At 64.8% G+C, this 19,515-nt stretch carries 15 protein-coding genes; 10 read left to right on the top strand and 5 right to left on the bottom strand.

Translation table 11 applies throughout. From position 1 onward, the window contains the following. Positions 1 to 63: 63 nt before the first annotated feature. Positions 64 to 1,434: a (Fe-S)-binding protein gene (locus Q0030_RS31855; protein WP_298376336.1), complete on the bottom strand. Its 1,371-nt coding sequence runs from the start codon at positions 1,432 to 1,434 to the stop codon at positions 64 to 66. 892 nt (positions 1,435 to 2,326) lie between these two features. Further along, positions 2,327 to 3,031, bottom strand: coding sequence for a hypothetical protein (locus Q0030_RS31860; RefSeq protein ID WP_298376337.1), 705 nt, complete (start codon positions 3,029 to 3,031; stop codon positions 2,327 to 2,329). A gap of 184 nt (positions 3,032 to 3,215) precedes the next feature. On the opposite strand from Q0030_RS31860, the gene Q0030_RS31865 reads away from it, so the two are divergent. From Q0030_RS31865 to Q0030_RS31895, 7 genes are all read left to right on the top strand, one after another. Further along, positions 3,216 to 3,836 (top strand): class I SAM-dependent methyltransferase, encoded by a 621-nt coding sequence (locus Q0030_RS31865; protein WP_298376339.1) that lies wholly within the window; start codon positions 3,216 to 3,218, stop codon positions 3,834 to 3,836. A 23-nt stretch (positions 3,837 to 3,859) separates the two neighbouring features. Next, the gene (locus Q0030_RS31870; RefSeq protein WP_298376341.1) at positions 3,860 to 4,270 is read left to right on the top strand and encodes a DOPA 4,5-dioxygenase family protein; all 411 of its coding nucleotides are present in this window, start codon (positions 3,860 to 3,862) and stop codon (positions 4,268 to 4,270) included. 145 nt (positions 4,271 to 4,415) lie between these two features. Continuing rightward, the gene (locus Q0030_RS31875; protein WP_298376344.1) at positions 4,416 to 6,797 is read left to right on the top strand and encodes an EAL domain-containing protein; all 2,382 of its coding nucleotides are present in this window, start codon (positions 4,416 to 4,418) and stop codon (positions 6,795 to 6,797) included. Between the two features lie 290 nt (positions 6,798 to 7,087). Further along, the gene (locus tag Q0030_RS31880) at positions 7,088 to 8,044 is read left to right on the top strand and encodes a DUF2778 domain-containing protein (protein WP_298376347.1); all 957 of its coding nucleotides are present in this window, start codon (positions 7,088 to 7,090) and stop codon (positions 8,042 to 8,044) included. Positions 8,045 to 8,294: 250 nt separating this feature from the next. After that, positions 8,295 to 9,344 (top strand): aromatic ring-hydroxylating dioxygenase subunit alpha, encoded by a 1,050-nt coding sequence (locus Q0030_RS31885; RefSeq protein WP_298376350.1) that lies wholly within the window; start codon positions 8,295 to 8,297, stop codon positions 9,342 to 9,344. An 8-nt stretch (positions 9,345 to 9,352) separates the two neighbouring features. After that, positions 9,353 to 10,099: a GntR family transcriptional regulator gene (locus Q0030_RS31890; RefSeq protein WP_298376353.1), complete on the top strand. Its 747-nt coding sequence runs from the start codon at positions 9,353 to 9,355 to the stop codon at positions 10,097 to 10,099. A gap of 12 nt (positions 10,100 to 10,111) precedes the next feature. After that, positions 10,112 to 11,092, top strand: a complete 981-nt coding sequence (locus Q0030_RS31895; RefSeq protein WP_298376355.1) for a PDR/VanB family oxidoreductase — start codon at positions 10,112 to 10,114, stop codon at positions 11,090 to 11,092. 18 nt (positions 11,093 to 11,110) lie between these two features. On the opposite strand, the gene Q0030_RS31900 is transcribed toward Q0030_RS31895, so the two are convergent. After that, complete coding sequence (locus tag Q0030_RS31900) at positions 11,111 to 13,072, bottom strand: EAL domain-containing protein (protein ID WP_298376358.1); 1,962 nt, start codon at positions 13,070 to 13,072, stop codon at positions 11,111 to 11,113. A gap of 266 nt (positions 13,073 to 13,338) precedes the next feature. On the opposite strand from Q0030_RS31900, the gene Q0030_RS31905 reads away from it, so the two are divergent. From Q0030_RS31905 to Q0030_RS31915, 3 genes are read left to right on the top strand one after another with little or no spacing between them, the layout of a single operon-like run. Continuing rightward, positions 13,339 to 14,334: a VOC family protein gene (locus Q0030_RS31905; protein WP_298376360.1), complete on the top strand. Its 996-nt coding sequence runs from the start codon at positions 13,339 to 13,341 to the stop codon at positions 14,332 to 14,334. Between the two features lies 1 nt (position 14,335). Continuing rightward, on the top strand, positions 14,336 to 15,937 hold the full coding sequence (locus tag Q0030_RS31910; protein WP_298376363.1) for a bifunctional 3-(3-hydroxy-phenyl)propionate/3-hydroxycinnamic acid hydroxylase: 1,602 nt from the start codon (positions 14,336 to 14,338) through the stop codon (positions 15,935 to 15,937). Positions 15,938 to 15,996: 59 nt separating this feature from the next. After that, complete coding sequence (locus Q0030_RS31915) at positions 15,997 to 17,610, top strand: choline dehydrogenase (protein ID WP_298376365.1); 1,614 nt, start codon at positions 15,997 to 15,999, stop codon at positions 17,608 to 17,610. A gap of 217 nt (positions 17,611 to 17,827) precedes the next feature. Here Q0030_RS31915 and hemE read toward each other — a convergent pair whose 3' ends face one another. Then, positions 17,828 to 18,874, bottom strand: a complete 1,047-nt coding sequence (hemE, locus tag Q0030_RS31920) for a uroporphyrinogen decarboxylase (RefSeq protein WP_298376367.1) — start codon at positions 18,872 to 18,874, stop codon at positions 17,828 to 17,830. A gap of 347 nt (positions 18,875 to 19,221) precedes the next feature. Further along, positions 19,222 to 19,512, bottom strand: a complete 291-nt coding sequence (locus tag Q0030_RS31925; protein WP_298376369.1) for a PilZ domain-containing protein — start codon at positions 19,510 to 19,512, stop codon at positions 19,222 to 19,224. Between the last annotated feature and the right edge of the window lie 3 nt (positions 19,513 to 19,515).

Consider the following 19,515-nt stretch of genomic DNA (forward strand, 5'->3'; position numbering starts at 1 on the left):
ACTTCGGACGTGTCGCTGCACTGCGCCAACTGACGCGATGGGCCAATAGGCGACGTCAAGCTGCTACGACGGCGCCACACCCCCCGCGCGCGGCTTTGGGAGCGCGCCGCCCCTCAGGGGAAGCGGCTGGTCGCCAAGCAGCACCTTCACCACCACGTCACGCACATTGCTGGGATCAAGCGAGTGCTTTGCGATCAGGTCGCTACAGTCGGCGACGATCTGGTCGGCGTCCTGCATGATCTTGAGCTCCTTGTAGCGATCGTGCCGATGCAGGCCCATGCTTTCGCCAACCACTTCAAGGATATTTATGATGCGGAATGGCCAGTCGCGCTCGTGCGCGCACAGTTCGCGATGATCGGAATGATAGACCGCGACCAGTGCATCGACACCTGCATCGCGCGCCGCCTCAAGTTCCATAAGTTGCAATTCGCGCTTGAACTTTGGAAGGACGCCGACATCCACGCTCTGCAAACCCACCGCCGGCTGGTTCAGATCGACGAGCTCGATACCGGGGACCGTCGTCAGGATTTCAGCGGCGGCTTCCACGACGCCGGCCACGCCGGGATGCTTGTGCAGCGCGACCCGCATTTCGACCCTGCGCTGAAGGTGCGGCTTTAGCTGCGCCAGCCGGTCACCAAGAAAGCGCATGAACGGGTTCATCTCGAACGGGCGGGAGCCACGCTGCCGCTCCACCGTCGGCAGGATGGTTTCCGTGTACTGGACGTAGCACGACGGGCACCAGGAGATCACCTGCCCCGAGTTGGAGTGCGACAGCTTTTCCATAGTACTCGAGCCCATACGGCCGGCCATCTCGGCGTCCCCAGACTTAAGTTGGAGGATACCGCAACAATGGCTCGGTCCGCCCATCACCTGGTAACTGACGCCGAGCGCATCCATGATATCGAGGGCAAGCAAGGCGATGTGCGGCGTCTTGAGCACATTGCAGCCGGTGTAAAACACGAAATCCGCCGCCTCAACGGGCGTGGAGACCGACGCCGATTTCTGACCCAGTCGTTCGAGCACGTCCATATCGAGTTGCAGGCGCGAAAGCACGCTCACTCCACGACTGCCGTCGCGGTACTTCTCGACACCCCGTCGGCGTCGTTCGGCAAGCTCATTGTCCGACTTCGCGATGCCAAGCCGCGCCATGCTCAGCAAGAAGCGCGGATTGACGCCATAGTCACACGCCTTGATGCATGCCCCGCTCCGCATGCAGGACTGCGCCCATTTGCGCGACGCTTCCGGGCCGTTGCCGGTACGTACCAGTTCGAGGATGCCGCCGATGATGTCTTCGGACTTTGTCCCCAAGATGCCGGCAGGCTCGACACTCGGACAAGCCTCGACGCATTTCCCGCATCGCGTACAGGCGTCGAGCATTTCTTCGACATATTCAGCTAGGGTCGTCTCGAATAGGACCTCGTTCATCGGTTGCATGACCAGCTCCAGCTACGCGCGGCACATGACAACTTGGGAACCTAACCCACAAATGGCGAGCTGTACACGAGCAGGCCGCAATCGGGATTTGTCGCCTTTGGGTCATGAGCGTCGGTTTGAACGTTCGCGGGTGACTTCCGGTCTTACCTTGACTTCGGACGTTTCCCCGTGCCGCGCGAACGGTCGCGATGGGCCATTGGCGGACTCGTGCACCGCAGCAAAGAAGCGCTATTCGTGGTTTGAAAATGACTTCGACTGACTGGCCGATCTGATCTCCCTGGAGTTACCGACTCCCCCAAGCCTTTGCGCACTTCGCAAATTGTTCCTGCGTAGCCGTGTTTTGCGTGTTCGCTGCTAGTTTTGAACTAGTTACCCTGGCGGCTTTGTCAGTTATGCTGAAGGGTGCGGTAACGATAGTCGTGCCGTTGTTTTCAGTATCACGGCACCCAATTTGATATTCTTGAGCCTGAGCGCCGACTGCAATTTGCCTGCATGAATTTGCGTCGTCGCCGTCGTCGAGTACTCTCAGGTTTTCGCTCACCCGACAAACCTTCTTGTAATCGCCTTCGGCAGTTGCTCGTGCCGCCGTAAGAGTGACTAATATGGCGGTTATAGTGTTCACAATTGCTATGCGCTTCATCATCACCAACCCTCCGCTATGCCGCATTGAGGACTACGCTTCGCGCAATGCCTGAAGCTTAGCACTTCACGACGGGAAGACGGGTAGGAAATGGCCCACAAATCGGCGGCAGCTTAACTATGCCCGATGTCCGGTATGGGTCAAAAGACGACATCCCTGTGGTCGGGGCCGCGAGTCCGCTTACCTCTCGAAAGCGGACATCCTGAATTTATGAGTACGCACCCTAACCTGCGGCCGCGCGTCCGATTCGCGCTACGTCAGCTCTTCCGGATCTTCGGCCGCGCGCATGCGCGCAATACCGTCTTCGGTCGCCGCCACGCCGGCTGCGGCGATCGCGATCTCGCGCGCCAGATTGGTGCATTCGGCCCACAGCAGGAAGAACACCAGCGGCGGCCGCTCCCGCGCCTCCAGCATCTGTCGGCAGCGCTCCGCGGCGCCGTCGAGCGCCCACCACTGCCGGGCGACGACCATCACCTTGCGGAAGCTGCGCAGCGTGCCGGAGAATTTTTGCGGATCGGCGCCCACGATGGCGCCGCAATGGTTCAGCCAGTTCAGCGCCGCATAGATCGCGATGCCGTAATCCTCGATCGCCGTGCCAGTGAAATCGACGACGGTGTTGTCGTGCGCGCGCTGGCGCAGGAAGGCGTCGATCATCTCGGCCTGGCGCGCCGGATCGACCAGCAGCGAGGTGTCTTTCCGCGGCACCATCGGGACATAGCGCGTCGCCTCGAGCCGCGTGTGCTCCCAGATCGCCCTGACATCGCCGAGCAGGTCGCCGGGCTTGCGCTTGCAAGCCGGATAGACCAGCACGCCGTTGTCGGCGAGATCGAGATAGCGCGGCACCACCTTGTCGAGCGCGGCGAGAAACGCCGATGGATCGGTGAGGCCGCGCAAGTCGCTGGCGGCGTCCTCCGCTTGTGCAGGCTTGTTGCCACGTGTCCAGCCGAAATTGGCCATCCCCGGACGCCCCGATCTCAACCTCGCCATCAGGTTAATTGGAAAATGTGGCGATGCAAATGCGGCATTTGCTGCCGCGCGGCCGTGCGTGTCGCCTGCTGCCGGTTGACGCGGGAGACCGCCGCGCCTAGCTCATGGTTAATGGTGCGCAACGCGGGTTGTCGCCGCTTCGGGACGTATCGCCATGACCGCTTCTGATCGACAATCGCATTGGCAGACTGTCTATCTGACCAAGGGCGAGCAGCAGGTGAGCTGGTCGCAGGCCGATCCGCAGCCCTCGCTGCGTCTGATCGAATCGGCCGCGCCCGGCCGCGACGCGTCGATCATCGACATCGGCGGCGGGGCTTCGCGCCTCGTCGATGCGCTTTTGGTGAGTGGCTTTCATGATCTGACCGTGCTCGATCTCTCGGAAGCTGCGCTGGCGAGCGCGCGGCAACGGATCGGCGCGAGCGGCCCGTCGGTGCGCTGGGTCGCCGATGATGCGACGGTCTGGCAGCCGCCGGAGGCCTTCGACATCTGGCACGATCGTGCGGCATTTCATTTTCTGGTCGCGGAGAGCGACCGCGCGGCCTATCTCGAAAGACTGCATCGCGGCGTCAAGGCAGGCGGCCACGCCGTGATCGGCACCTTCGCGCTGGACGGTCCGGAAAAATGCAGCGGCCTCCCGGTGCAGCGCTATGATCCCGCAACGCTGAGCCGGACCATCGGTCCGGCGTTCGAGTTGATCGCGCATGAGGCGCACCGGCACGTCACCCCCTGGGGCGCGACGCAGTCGTTCCAGTTCAGTGTGCTGCGGCGCAGGTGACCGGCCGCGGAAGGAGAGGCGAGATGACGGACGGGCCACGGGCGATCGGCGAGATCGCGAGCTATCACGCCCATGTCTATTACGACCCCGCCACCAGCCGGGGCGAGGCCGAACGCCTGCGCGACTGGATGGGCGAGCGCTTCCTGGTCACGCTCGGGCGGTGGCACGACGTCAAGGTCGGCCCGCACGATCAGGCGATGTATCAGGTGGCGTTTGCGGCCGAGCTGTTTCCGACCCTGGTGCCGTGGCTGATGCTGAACCACGGCAGCCGGAGCATCCTGGTCCATCCCAACACCACCAATCCACGCCGCGATCATCGCGACGATCCGCTCTGGATCGGCACGCCGCTTGCCGTCCATGCCGACAAGCTGCCCGAAGAGGCCGAAATGGAGCAGGCGCCGGTCCCGAACACGTCGCCGACATTACGTCCCTGAGCGCCGGCTGCGGTCGGACGGGATGGGTAAAGTTTGACGCAATTGCGTTACAGCGAAGTCGTTTCAAACTCATCGCGTTTTGCAACGTGAGGTTAAGCCGACATTCCTAGGCTTACCCGACATTTCAGGGTCGGGCGCATTAGGCATGTTCTTTTCGTTTCGAAGCTGGTCACTGTGGCGGGTGGTCGGGCCTCTGCTCGCCATCGTGTTGCTGCTGGGCGGTCTGTCCGCCGGCAGCCTGCAGGTGATGTCGGCGGTGCGCGCCTATGTGGCGGGCGAGAGCCTGTGGTCGAAGGGGCAGAAGGACGCCATCTACTACCTTCAGACCTATGTCAGCACCGGCGCGCCGCTCTATCTGCAGAAGTTCGATGATGCGATCGCGGTGCCGCTGGCCGATCGCACGGCGCGGCGCGCGCTGGAAGCGCCCGGCAACAACGACGCCGTGGCGAGGAGTGGCTTCGCCAAAGCGGGCAATCACGACGACGACATCGGCGGCCTGATCTGGCTGTTCAAATATTTCCGCACGATGCATCACGTGGCCGGCGCGGTGACGGCCTGGCGGAATTCGGATGCGCTGCTCGATCAGCTGATCGAAATCAGGAACGAGGCCGCCAACGACATCGCGCTGCATGATCCCTCGGCGGCGACCATCAAGCACTGGGCCGAGCGGATCGGTGCGGTCGACGCCGCGCTGAGCACGCTCGCCGTCGATTTCTCCGACCAATTGGGGAAGGCGTCGCGTCAGGTCTCCGCGCTGCTGCTGCTGGTCAATCTCGTGATCGCGGCCTGCCTGGCCGGCATCGTCCTGTTCCACACAAGGCGGATGCTGTGGCGACGCTGGCTTGCCGAGACCGCCCTCGCGGTCGAGAAGGAGCGCGCCCAGCTCACGCTGGCCTCGATCGGCGACGCGGTCATCGTGACGACGCAGGACGATCGCGTCGGCTACATGAACGGCGCCGCGCAGCAGCTGATCGCGTCGGGGCGGGACGTGACCGGATGGCAGCTTTCCTCGCTGTTCAACATTGCCGAGCAGCCGGTGCGGGGATCGTTCCAGAGCGCTGATGCCGACGACGAAAGCCGGCCGCAGCAGCGGCTGCTGGTGCGGCCGGATCGTTCCAGCGTGCCGGTCTCGGTGGTCGAGACCCCGATCGTGCATGCCGGCGAACCGGCCGGCCGCGTCATGATCATTCACGACATGACCGCCGAGCGGCGGCTGGTCGAGGAGCTGGCGTGGGCTGCGTCGCATGACGCGCTCACCGGCCTCGCGAACCGGCGGCAATTCGAGTTCGAGCTGCACAAGGCGATGTCGGGCTCGCCGGTCGTCGGCGCCGATCTGATGCTGATCGACCTCGACCAGTTCAAGATCGTCAACGACACCTGCGGCCACATGGCGGGTGACCGGCTGCTGAAGCAGGTGGCGAAGCTGCTGGCGGCCGAGGTCGGCGACAGCGGGCTGGTTGCACGTCTCGGCGGCGACGAATTCGGCATTCTGCTTTGTGACGATGGCTCCGCCACACACGACGTTGCTGCCGATGTCGCGGAGCGGATCAGGGCGGTGGTCGAGCAGTCGAGCTTCGTCCATGAGGGCTCGAGCTTCCGGATCAGCGCGAGCATCGGCCTGGTCGCGCTTTGCGACAGCGCCGGCGTGCAGGACGCGCTGCGGCTCGCTGACGTCGCCTGCTTCCTCGCCAAGGACAAGGGACGCAATCGCGTCCAGGAACACCGTCCGTCCGATACCGGCACGGCGGTGCGCGTCGCCGAGATGAGCTGGGTCAATCGCATCCGCAAGGGATTGGACGAGGGGCGCTTCTGCCTCTACGAGCAGGAGATTCGTCCGATCAATGGCGCGCTGAAGGGCAATGAGCGGCGCGAATTGCTGCTGCGGCTGCGCGACGAGAGCGGAGCCCTGGTGCCGCCCGGCAGCTTCCTGCCCGCGGCCGAACGCTACGGGCTGATGCCGCTGATCGACCGCTGGGTGGTTCGCCGCGCCTTCGAGATCATCGCCGAGCGCAAGCACCACCCGCGCAAGATTGCGAGCTACGCCATCAATCTCTCCGGTGCCACCATCGGAGACGGCGATTTCGTCGACTTCGTCGCCGAACTGTTCGCGCAGTATGATGTTTCGCCGGCCTTGGTGTGCTTCGAGATCACCGAGACCAGCGCCATCTCCAATCTCGACGAGGCGCAGGCGTTCATCGCGCGGCTGCGCGAGATCGGCTGCAGCTTCTCGCTCGACGATTTCGGCACCGGCATGTCCTCGATCGCGTATCTGAAGCACCTGCCGGTCGACATCATCAAGATCGACGGCTCGTTCGTGAAGGAGATCCTGAACAGCAAGGTCGATCGCGCGATGGTCGAGATGATCACCAAGACAGCGAAGATCATGCAGAAGCAGGTGGTCGCCGAATTCGTCGAGAGCCTCGCGATCCTGGACGAGCTGCGCCTGATCGGGGTCGACTACGCGCAGGGTTACGCCATCGGCAAGCCGGTCCCGGTGCTCACCCTCCGGGAAGAAAAGATCGCCTGAGTCGCCGAGATTGTCCCGAAACGGGACTTTTTCGGCCATTTCGCCCCGCCCGGGGCTGATTCGCCGGCACTTTCCATCCGAAAAACGTTTAAAAATCCTGTCGTTGCCCGCGTCGTCTCGATTATGCCTTACTCTAATTCCCTGATATGATGTGCGAACGGTGAATCCAACGTGGGCCGGGTAACAGGCCCCAGAGCACCGACTTGGGGATGATGGGTCAACGTACGACGAAAGCAGCCGCGCGTAAGTCGAACCGCGGCGTGTCTCTGGTGGGCAGCACGGCGTTCGCCGTGAGCGCGCTCGTCCTGTCGTCTGGCCTTGCCGCCTGGATGGTCGGCATCGACCCGACCGCTTGGCTGCATGGACCGGCACTCGCCAACACCACCGCCTCGCTGAATTTCGACGATCGCTTCGGCTCTCGCTCCACGATCAATACGGCCTCGCTCTATTATCCCCTGCGCCGCGGGTTCCGTTCGAGCCGCGGCGATTTCAATTCCGAGTTCGGCCAGATCGAGGATGCGCTGGCCGGCCAGCTGCGTGACACCCAGACCGAACTGCCGGCCAGCCAGCCGGCGACCGCATCGGTCGCGGCCACGACCTCGACCGCAGCTTCCGCTGTGCCGATGCCGCGATCGCGGCCGGTCGAGGCCAATCTGCTTGCGCGCAACGATCAGCCGCCGCCGCAGGCGCCGGTGCAGCAGGGCGACAACCGGACGTTCCTGCAGAAGATCGCCGACATGATGCCGGGCAAGCTGCAGCTGGCCTCGATCGATCCGAATGATGGCTTGTTGTCCGGCCCAAGCCCCGATCTCGGTGCGCTCGGTTATGACAGCACCACGGCGGTCTACGACATCACCGGCCGCATCGTGTACATGCCCGACGGCACGAAGTTCGAAGCGCATTCGGGGCTCGGCAATCTGCTCGACGATCCGTCGCATGTGACCGCCCGCAACGCCGGTGCGACGCCGCCCGGCGTCTACGAGATGAAGCCGCGCGAGAAGCTGTTCCACGGCGTGCCCGCGCTGCGCATGACCCCGGTCGATGGCAGCGATACGTTCGGGCGTGTCGGCCTGCTCGTGCACAGCTACATGCTCGGGCCGAACGGCGACTCCAACGGCTGCATCTCGGTCAAGCACTACGACAAATTCCTGCAGGCCTATCGCAGCGGCACGATCAAGCGCATCGCCGTCGTGGTTAGCATCAAGGACGTCAAGTCGGCCTCGACCCGCGCGGCGTCGAACTCGTAAGCCGGCACACCGGCACGGCCGGTCAGCGAATCCTTCAAATCCTCAGTGAGTGTCCTCGTCTCGGGCGCGAAAGCGCCGGGCGATGCGCCGTTGGCGCGGCGGAATGCGCCGGCAGAGCCTCCCTAGCTTCCGATATTGTCAATCAGTATACAGAATTATCCAATAAAGGTATGATAATGCAGCAATTTTCTGCGTATGAAAAATTAATGTATACATTGCGTATCCGAAGAGACCCCAAGAGGGCGAACCGATGCCAAAACCCTTTCCAATGAACGCTTGGTACGCGGCCGGCTGGGATGCCGAGATCAAGCACGCACTGTTGCCGCGGACGATCTGCGGCAGGCACGTCGTGATGTACCGGAAGGCCGACGGCGAGGTCGTGGCGCTCGAAGATGCGTGCTGGCATCGCCTCGTGCCGCTCTCCAAGGGCCGGCTTGACGGCGACACCGTGGTCTGCGGCTATCACGGCCTGAAATACAATGCGCAGGGCCGTTGCACCTTCATGCCCTCGCAGGAGACCATCAATCCGTCGGCCTGCGTCCGCGCCTATCCCGTCGTCGAGCGCCATCGCTTCATCTGGCTCTGGATGGGCGATCCCGCGCTGGCTGATCCCGCGCTGGTGCCCGACATGCACTGGAATCACGATCCGGCCTGGGCCGGCGACGGCAAGACCATTCACGTCAAATGCGATTACCGCCTCGTCGTCGACAATCTGATGGACCTGACCCACGAGACCTTCGTGCACGGCTCGAGCATCGGCAACGACGCGGTCGCCGAAGCGCCGTTCGACGTCACCCATGGCGAGAAGACCGTGACCGTCACGCGCTGGATGAGGGGCATCGAGCCGCCGCCGTTCTGGGCCAAGCAGTTGCAGAAGCCGGGCCCGGTCGACCGCTGGCAGATCATCCGCTTCGAGGCGCCGTGCACCGTCAATATCGACGTCGGCGTCGCGCCGGCCGGATCGGGCGCGCCGGAGGGCGATCGCTCGCACGGCGTCAACGGCTATGTGCTCAACACCATCACGCCGGAGACCGAGAAGACCTGTCATTATTTCTGGGCCTTCGTCCGCAATCACCGCATCACCGAGCAGCGCCTGACGAGCGAAATCCGCGACGGCGTTGCCGGCATCTTCCATGAAGACGAGATCATCCTGGAGGCGCAACAGCGCGCGATGGACGAGAATCCGGACCGCGTGTTCTACAATCTCAACATCGATGCCGGCGCGATGTGGGCGCGGCGCGTCATCGACCGCATGGTGGCGAAGGAAAATCCGCCACAGCAGTTGCAAGCGGCGGAGTAGGCCGAGCCATGGCGGAGCGCGAAGCCGATCGTTCAGTGTCGCAGACCGTGCGGGCGCAGCTCGCGCTGCGCGACCTGGTTCTCTCGGGCCGGCTGCGGCCCGGCGAGCGCATCTCGGAGCTGCAGGCAGTCGAGATCACCGGGGTGTCGCGCACGCCGGTGCGGATGGCGCTGGTCCGGCTGGAGGAGGAAGGTCTGCTGGAGGCGATCCCGTCCGGCGGATTCATGGTGAAGGCCTTTTCCGAGCGCGACATTCTCGATTCGATCGAGCTGCGCGGTACGCTGGAGGGGCTCGCCGCGCGCTTTGCCGCCGAGCGCGGCGTGTCGTCGCGCGATCTCGAGCCGCTGAAGGAGTGCCTCAACGAGATCGACGGCCTGGTGCGGCAGGACCCGATCTCCGTCGAAGCGTTCTCGTCCTATGTCGCGCTCAATGCGCGCTTCCACGCGCTGCTTACCGAGCTGTCGCGCAGTCCGCCGCTGATCCGGCAGATCGACCGCGCCTCGGCGCTGCCTTTCGCCTCGCCGAGCGGCTTCGTGATGGCGCAATCGGCCTTGCCCGAGGCGCGCCAGATCCTGCTGATCGCGCAGGACCATCATCGCGTGGTGGTCGACGCCATCGAGAACCGCGAGGGCGCGCGTGCCGAAGCGATCATGCGCGAGCATGCCCGGCTTGCGGCACGCAATCTGCGGCTGGCGCTGCGCAACCGCACCCACCTCGATCTGCTGCCGGCGCTGGCGCTGGTCACGGCCGGCTGAACGGAGCGCGCCATGCGATTCATTGAAACCTGGACATCAGCCACGCTGCTTGCAACTCGCGACCTCACGCCCGGCATCCGCGAATTCCTGCTGCGGCCGGACAATTTCACCGGCGCGCCTTATCCCGTCGGCAGCCATATCGACGTCGGCGTCACCATCGACGGCCAGCCGCACACCCGGTCCTATTCGCTGGTCGGCGAAGTCGATCCGCAAGGTTTCCGGATCGCGGTGCGACACGCAGCGGATTCCCGCGGCGGCTCGCGCTACATGTGGTCGCTCGCGCCGGGGGCGCGGCTTGCCATCACGCTACCGACCTCGCTGGTGCAGCTCGACTGGACGCGGCGGCAATTCTGCCTGATCGCAGGTGGTGTCGGCATCACGCCGATCGTCGGCGCGACGCAGGCGCTGGTCCGCCGCGATGCCGGCGTGACACTACACTATGCTGTGCGCACGCGCGGCGATGCGGCCTATCTCGATACGCTCGATCGTCTGCTCGGCGACCGCCTCATCGTCCATGCCGGCGACGAGGGCAAACGGCTCGACCTCGACGGCGTCTTCGCAGGCTTGCCGCAGCATACGATGACATTGTTCTGCGGCCCGATGCGGATGCTGGATGCGGCGCGGCGGGCTTGGGAAGCGTCCGGCCGCCCGCTGACCGATCTGCGTTACGAGACCTTTGGATCGAGCGGGCTGCTGCCGACTGAGGCGTTCCGCGTGCGGCTCAGGGGTGAGGGGACCGAGTTCGTGATCCCGCGCGACCGCTCGATGCTGGACGTGCTCAACGAAGCCGGCCATGAGGTGATGAGCGACTGCCGGCGCGGCGAATGCGGCGTCTGCGCGATTGACGTGGTCGATGTCGACGGCGAAATCGACCATCGCGACGTCTTCTTCAGCGACCACCAGAAGCGGGAGAGCCGCAAGATCTGCGCGTGCGTCTCGCGTGCCCGCGGCACCATCACGGTGGACACCCTGCATCGCGCCGATGCGCTTTGACGCGGCGCTCGATCCGGGTTAGGCCGCGTGCACCGAGTGCTGCGCATTGTGATCGAGCAGCGCGGAGATCTCGCTGCCCGACATCGGCCGGCCGACCAAATAACCCTGGACCTCGTCGCAGCTGGTCTGGCGCAGATATTCGAGCTGATCGGCGGTCTCGACGCCTTCGGCCACGACGCCGATCTGCAGGTCCTGCGCGAGGCCGATCACCGATTTGACGATCGCGGCGCAATCCGGCTGGGTCAACATGTCCCGGATGAAGGATTGATCGATCTTGATGCGGCTGAACGGCAGCTTGCGCAGATAGGTCAGCGACGAGAAACCGGTGCCGAAATCGTCGAGCGCGACGGTCAGGCCGAGCTCGAGCAGCCCGTTCAGGATCGCGGGCGCCGATCCGTATTTCGAGATCAGCATCGATTCGGTGATCTCGATCTCCAGCCGGTTCGGTGCAACATTGGCCTCGGCAAGCGCCTCGACGATGGTCTGCAGGATGCCGACGTTCTGGAATTGGACAGCGGAAAAATTCACCGCGATCCTGATGTCATCAGGCCAGCGCGACAGCATCGCGCAGGCGCGGCGGATCACCCACTCGCCGAGCTGATGGATCAGCCCGCTCTCCTCGGCGATCGGAATGAAGATGCTTGGCGGGATCAATCCACGCGTCGGATGCTGCCAGCGTAGCAGCGCCTCGAAGCCGGTGACGCGGCCTTTGCGGATGTCGAGGAAGGGCTGGTAGACGAGAAACAGCTGGTCCGCCTCGATGGCCTGTTCGAGGTCGCGCTGCAGGGCGCGGCGGTCGCGCGCCGACTGGTCGTCGCTGGCCTCGAAGAAGCAGATGGTGCCGGGACCGGATTTCTTCGCCCGGTAGAGCGCGATGTCGACATGCTTGAGCAGTTCGTGGGACGTATTGCCGTCCCGCGGCGCGAGCACGATGCCGATGCTGATCGCGCTGGTGATCTCAAATCCGTCGATCGGGAACGGATCGGCAAACGCCGCGACGAACCGCTCGGCGATCGCGAGCGCATCCTCGGGCCGCGTCAGATTGGACATGATCAGGGCGAATTCGTCGCCGCCGATCCGCGCGACATGCTCAGCCGCGCGCGTGCAGCGCTGCAACCGGGCCGCAAGCTGCACCAGCAGTTCGTCGCCGGCCGGATGGCCGAACCTGTCGTTGATCTCCTTGAGGCGATCGAGATCGAGCAGCAGCACCGCGAATTCCTCGCCCGAGCGCTCCAGCCGGCTCAGCGCAGCATTGAGCGCCTCGTTGAAGGCGACGCGGTTCGGCAGATGCGTCAGCGGATCCTGCCGCACCGTCCGTTCGGCCTCGTGCTGCGCGATGATGCGGCGCCTGAACTCGAACGCATTGAGGAACACGCCGCGTAGCAGCACGGAGCCGTAGACCAGGACGAGGACGACCATCAAGAGATAGATGAAGTCGCCGTCCCTGCCGAGGCAGATCGCCGTGCCGACGAAGATTGGTGCAGTGAAGGCAATCGCGGCGATCGGGATGGTCGAGAAGGCGAAGGCGCCGCCGGCCAGCATGCCGGCGCAGAGACACGTGATCACCAATTGGGCGCCGCTCGATGCGTTCGCGAAGAAGGCGACCGGGACGACACCCCAGGCGGCGCCGAGCGCGAATGCATTGCGCACCAGCCGGTACATGGTTCGGCGCGACACGAATTGCGGCTTGGCGATGCGGCGCGAGGCGCGCGCCTGCAGGCCGAAGAACAGCGCCGCGCTGCTCACGGCGGCGGCCCACACCAGTGCGAAGGCCCAATCCGGCGATTGCCACAGTGCAACCGCGAGCACCAGCGCGTTGCAGGCGTTGGCCAGCATGATGCCGAAGGAATAGCGGAGCACGAGCGAAACCTGCTCGGCGCGGATGTGGCCGGCAAGCGCTTCGTCGGTCGGTGGTGCGCCGAAGGTCGCGAGGTCACCCGCGAACAGGGCCGCGAAATATGATCTGAGATCGATACGCATCTCACTAAATTGCCTGCGTGGTTTGACCATGCGCAGGGACCAAGAATTCTCTGCAAACCTTTGACAAACTATGAACTATTGGAACGAACTGGGCCACGGCGGGCTCACGTTTTTGTTCCACCGGCAGGCATCGCTCACAAATCGATAGAAATGCGTGACGTGACGTCACGGACCGGCAGATATTGCCCAGCGCCACGCGGCTTGATCGCCCGCCGGTTTTTCGCAATGAGTTGGGTTCCCGCGAACGGCAAAACCAGAAGGTGCACATGAGCTTGCCGACCACGAACCACGATCCCGGGTTTCGGATCACGCGGGCCAGCCATGTCGTTCTCACCGTCCGTGACCTCGCGGCGAGCCGGCAGTTCTACGAAAAGGTGATCGGGCTGATCCTGACTGCGGAGGAGGGCGATGCGCTGTATTTCCGCGGGGTCGAGGAGGCCTGTCATCACAGCCTTGTGTTGCGCAGGGGCGCGGGCGCCGTCTGCGCGCGGCTCGGCCTGCGGGTGTTTAGGGATGATGACCTCGACCGGCTCAAGGCCTTCTTCGAAGCGCATGGCTGCGAGGCCGGCTGGGCCGAGGTGCCGCACCAGGGCCGCGCGCTGCAGGCGACCGATCCGGCCGGCACGCCGCTGGAATTCTGCGCGACCATGCCGGTCGAGCCGCGCATGATCACCAAATTCACCCGCCATGCCGGCGGCTCGGCGCTGCGGCTCGATCACTATCAGGTGCTGACGCCCGACGTGCGCAAGGCGTGTGAGTTCTACACCGCGGCCGGCTTTCGGCTCAGCGAATATATCGCGCCCGCCGGCACGTTCGATCTGCGCGGCGTGTTCCTGCAGCGCAAGGGCAATCCGCACGACATCGTGTTCTTCAACGGTGCCGGACCACGGCTGCATCATTTCGCGTTTCTCGCGCCCGAGGTTCATCACCTGCTGAACGCCTGCGATCTCGCCGGCGAGCTCGGTTATGGCGCGACCGTCGAGCGCGGTCCGGGCCGGCATGGGCCGGGCCACGCGATGTATGTCTACATGCGCGATCCCGACGGGCACCGCGTCGAGCTGTTCAACACGCACTACCAGATCATGGACATCGAGAACGAGCCGATCGGCTGGGATCCGTCCGACCACAAGATCTCGTTCCCCTGGGGCCTGCCGGCGCGGCAGGCCTGGTTCGAGGAGGCGACGCCGTTCGAAGGTGTTGCGATCCGCGAGCCGCAAATGAAGCCGAAGCCGTTGACGCTCGAGAGCTACCTCGCGAAATAGCATGTCATTGCCAGCAGCGAACCCCGGGCTTGATCCGATGTATGACGTGGCCATCGTCGGCCTCGGGCCGGTCGGCGCTATCTTCGCCAATCTGCTCGCGAAAGCCGGCCTGAGCGTCGGGGTCGTCGAGCGCGCTGCCGACATCTACGACAAGCCGCGCGCGATCACGCTCGATCACGAGGCGCTGCGCGTGCTGCAGGCGATCGGGCTCGGCGATTTCATGGAGCAGGCGATCGCCCCGCATAACGGCTCGCATTATCTCGGCGTCGACGGCGAGATCATCAAGATCTTCGACCCGATGCCGCCGCCGTTTCCGCTCGGCTGGATTCCGAACGTCACCTTCGTACAGCCGGATGTCGAGCAGGCGCTGCGCGACAAGCTCGCCGAATATCCGCAGGTCGACGTTTTCCTCGCTGCCGCCGGCATGGCGCTCGAGCAGGACGAGCGCGCGGTGACGCTGACCGCGCGGCGCGAGCGCGGTGAGGAGTTCCGGATCCGCGCGCGCTATCTGGTCGGCTGCGACGGCGCCAACAGTTTTGTGCGCAAGCAGCTCGGCATTGGCCTCGACGACCTCGCTTTCGATGAATGGTGGATGGTGGTCGACACGCTGACCAGCGATCCCGCCAAGCGGCCGGCCAGGAGTTTTCAGTATTGCTGGCCGTCGCGTCCCGGCACTTTCGTGCCGGGGCCGCGCAATCTGCGGCGCTGGGAGATCAAGCTGTTGCCGGGCGAGGATCCCGAGGCGGCCGGCGCACCCGACAATGTCGTGAAGCTGCTGAAGGGCTTCACCGATATTTCCGACCTCACGATCTGGCGCTCGGCGGTCTATCGCTTCCACGCGCTGCTCGGGCAGCGATGGCGCGACCGCCGTGTGCTCCTGATGGGCGATGCCGTGCACCAGACACCGCCGTTCCTTGGGCAGGGGCTGTGCGCCGGCATCCGCGATGCCGTGAACCTTGCCTGGAAGCTGAGGCTGGTTCTCCGTGGCGACGCCGACGAGACGCTGCTCGACGCTTACGAGATCGAGCGCAAGCCGCATGTCCGCGCCGTCGTCGCCAGCGCCAAGGAGTTCGGCAAGATCATCGGCGAACTCGATCCGGAGGCTGCCGCCGAGCGCGACGTCCGGCTGCGCGCCGACCTGAAGGCCGGCAAGGCCGAAACCATCCGGCAGAAATTCATTCCCGATCTCGTGTCCGGTCTGATCGCGCACGATGCTGTTCTTGCCGGGCGGCTGTTCGTGCAGCCGCATGTGCGCGCGCCGGATGGGCGGACGTGCCGGCTCGACGATCTGCTGAGGCCGCAATTTGCGATCGTGACAGCGGCCGCAGGGCCGATGGCGTGGCTGTCGGACGCGTCCGGTGCCGCCTGGCAGCATCTCGCCGGCGAACGCGTCGTCATCACCACGTCAGGTGAAAGCACCGATGCCAACGGCATTCTGAGCGTGGTTGAGCGCGACGGGCTGTTCGCCGACTGGATGCGGCAACATGGCGCCGCCGCGGTCATCGTGCGGCCCGACCGTTACGTCTTTGGTGCCGCCGGCAGCGCCGACGAGCTCAATATGCTCGTCGGGCACCTGCTCCAGAACCTCAGCGCAGGGCGCTAGTCTTTTCAAGCCGCCGCTTTGTCTGTACCACCGGAAGAAAGAAATTCCGGGGGAAACCAGTGAACAACAATAATGATGTGGCCGAGTATGATTACGTCATCGTCGGCGCCGGCTCGGCCGGCTGCGTGCTTGCCAACCGCCTGAGCGCCGATGGCAAGCATTCGGTGCTGCTGCTTGAGGCCGGGCCGAAGGACACCAACATCTGGATCCATGTCCCGCTCGGCTACGGCAAGCTGTTCAAGGAAAAATCCGTCAACTGGATGTACCAGACCGAGCCTGAGCCCGGCCTGAACGGACGCCAGGTGTTTCAGCCGCGTGGAAAAGTGCTCGGCGGCTCCAGCTCGATCAACGGCCTGCTCTATGTGCGCGGCCAGCACGAGGACTATGACCGCTGGCGGCAGCGCGGCAATGCCGGCTGGGGCTTTGACGACGTGCTGCCCTATTTCCGGAAGGCGGAAGATCAGCAGCGCGGCGGCGACAAGTATCACGGCGCCGGCGGTCCGCTGCCGGTGTCGGACTGGCGGCACCACGATCCGCTGTCGGAAGCCTTCGTGCATGCCGCGGCCGAGGTCGGCATCCCGACCAATCCGGATTTCAACGGCGCGACCCAGGAGGGCGCGGGCTTCTTCCAGACCACGACGCGCCGTGGCCGGCGCGCCTCGACGGCGCGGTCCTATCTGCGGCCGGCGCTGACGCGCGGCAATCTGCATGTCGAGACGTCGGCGCTGGCGCAGCGCGTCCTGTTCGACGGCAAGCGCGCGAGCGGCGTCGCGTACAGGCAGAACGGGCAGTTGCGCACGGCCAAGGCGCGCAAGGAGGTGCTGGTGTCGAGCGGCGCGTACAATTCGCCGCAATTGCTGCAGCTCTCCGGTGTCGGCCCCGCCGATCTGTTGAAGCAGCACGGCATCGAGGTTCTGCTCGATGCGCCCGGCGTGGGCAACGATTTGCAGGATCACATGCAGGTGCGCATCGTCACGCGCTGCGCGCAGAGCGTCACGCTGAACGACGTCATCAACAATCCGGTGCGCCGCGTCATGGCCGGCCTGCGCTACGCGGCGCTGCGCAAGGGGCCGCTGACGATTGCGGCCGGCACGTCGGGGGCGTTCTTCAAGACCAGTCCGCGGCTGGCCTCGCCCGACATCCAGATCCACTTCCTGCCGTTCTCGACCGACAAGATGGGCGAGAAGCTGCATCCGTTCTCGGGCTTCACGGCTTCGGTCTGCCAGCTGCGCCCGGAGAGCCGCGGCTCGCTGAAGATCCGGAGCGCGGACCCGAGCGTGCCGCCGGAAATCCGCATCAATTATCTGGCGACCGAGACCGATCGGCGCGCCTTCATCGACGGCATCCGCATCCTGCGCAAGATCCTGGCGGCGCCGGCGCTGAAGTCATACTCGGTCGGGGAAGTCGATCCCGGCGCCAAGGTGGTGAGCGACGACGACCTGCTCGAGTTCTGCCGCCGCACCGGCAGCACGGTCTATCATCCGACCTCGACCTGCCGGATGGGCAACGATGCGCTCGCGGTCGTCGACCAGCGGCTCAAGGTGCGCGGTGTCGAGGGCCTGCGCGTGGTCGATGCGTCCGTCATGCCGGACCTGATGTCGGGCAATACCAACGCGCCGACGATCATGATCGCGGAGAAGGCGTCGGATATGATTTTGGATGATGCAAGGTAGCATCTCGACCCGTCTCCCGAGAGGCTGTGATGCTTTCGTCGCCGTCATTGCGAGGAGCGATAGCGACGAAGCAATCCATTTCTCCGCTTGCGGCGCGATGGATTGCTTCGCTTCGCTCGCAATGACGAGGATGGAGCGAGGCTTACTATCCCGTCACCCCCGCGCAAAGGCGAAGCCTTTGCGCGGGGGTGACGGTGATAGAATGGGCCACTAGGCCTCACCCCTTATACGCGCGCACCCGTGCGACCATCTGCTCGACATGGGCGATCGGCGTCTCCGGCAGGATGCCGTGGCCGAGATTGAAGATCAGCCGGCCGCTGCCGAAATTCTCCAGCACATCGTCGACCGCGCGGTCGAGCGCGGCGCCGCCGGCAATCAGGGCCAGCGGATCGAGATTGCCCTGCACCGCGACGCGGCTCTGCACCCGCTCGCGGATCATCGACGGCTCGGTTGCCCAATCGATCGAGACGGCATCGACGCCGGTTTGCTCGACATAGGCCGGCAGCATGCCCGCCGCGCCGCGCGGAAAGCCGATGATCCGGGCACCGGGGACCTGCTTGCGCACCCCGGCAACGATGCGCCGGGTCGGCTCGATCGACCAGCGGGCGAACTCGCGTGGCGGCAGCACGCCGGCCCAGGTGTCGAAGATCTGCAGGCAATCGGCGCCGGCCTTGAGCTGGCCGACGAGGTAGTGGATCGAGTTCTCGACCAGGACGTTGATGATCTTGGCGAAGGCGTCCGGATGCCGATAGGCGAGCATCCGCGCCGGCGCCTGGTCCGGCGTGCCCTGTCCGGCCACCATGTAGGTCGCAACCGTCCATGGCGCGCCGCAGAAGCCGATCAACGTGATCCCGGGCGCAAGCTCGCGCCGGACGCGGCGCAGGGTTTCAAAGACTGGCTCGAGCTTGTCGAAATTGGCCTCAGTTGCCAGCGTCGCGATCTCGCCGGGCGTTGCCAGCGGATCGAGCCGCGGCCCTTCGCCGGCCTCGAAGCGCACCGAACGGCCGAGCGCGTAGGGGATCACCAGGATGTCGGAGAAGACGATCGCGGCGTCGAAGTTGAACCTGCGGATCGGCTGCAGCGTGATCTCGGTGGCGAATTCGGGCGTGAAGCAGAGATCGAGGAAGCCGCCGGCCTTGGCGCGCAGCTCGCGATATTCCGGCAGATAGCGGCCGGCCTGCCGCATCATCCAGAGCGGTGGCACGGCCTGCCGGTGGCCCGACAGGAGGTCGATGAGCGGCTTCTTGGTGGGATCCTGGGGCACGCGAAAGTTCCTGATCACGGTCAAAATTTGGCCCCTGATACACGCTGCGGCGCAATGGGCCAAGGCGGTTCTGGAACCCCCTTTGCGTGGGCGCGTTGCAAAGAGGGCTGGAGGATACCTTCCCGGCCTCCGATCCGGTCAGCGCCACGCCACCGGCGCCGTCGAAGTACGACGACAATCCGGACAATTAGCTGGTTTATCCCAGCGAGCGCTAACCACGATACGAAATGAGTTCGGCCCTGCGAGGAACGGCTCACCGCGCAGCGGCGGTTCGAAGCGCATGCGTGACATGTTTGCGGGCGGCCTCGACCAGCGAAGCCGCCACATGTCGCGATGGTCCGGACCGGCTACACCGGACCGCCTTCGGGGCGCTGCACTCGGTCAAATTCGAAGGTCACGCCGAGCCGGCGCTCCAGGCGCCAGACCAGAATGCAGTGGCGCCAGATCGGCTCGCCCTCGATCTCGAGATCGAAGGCGAACGGGATTGCGACGTCGCTTTCCACCGCCAGCCCCGCGCCGCCGGTCGAGATATTGAGCACAAGGCATTCAACGCTGGTGTTGCGGAAGAAGAGCGTTCCGCGCTTCATCAGGGGCGTTCGCTGGCTGTCGGTCTTGTATCTTTTTATTGTTGTACTCACAGC

Origin of the sequence: uncultured Bradyrhizobium sp. (assembly GCF_947648125.1) — a bacterium.
Classification (GTDB): domain Bacteria; phylum Pseudomonadota; class Alphaproteobacteria; order Rhizobiales; family Xanthobacteraceae; genus Bradyrhizobium.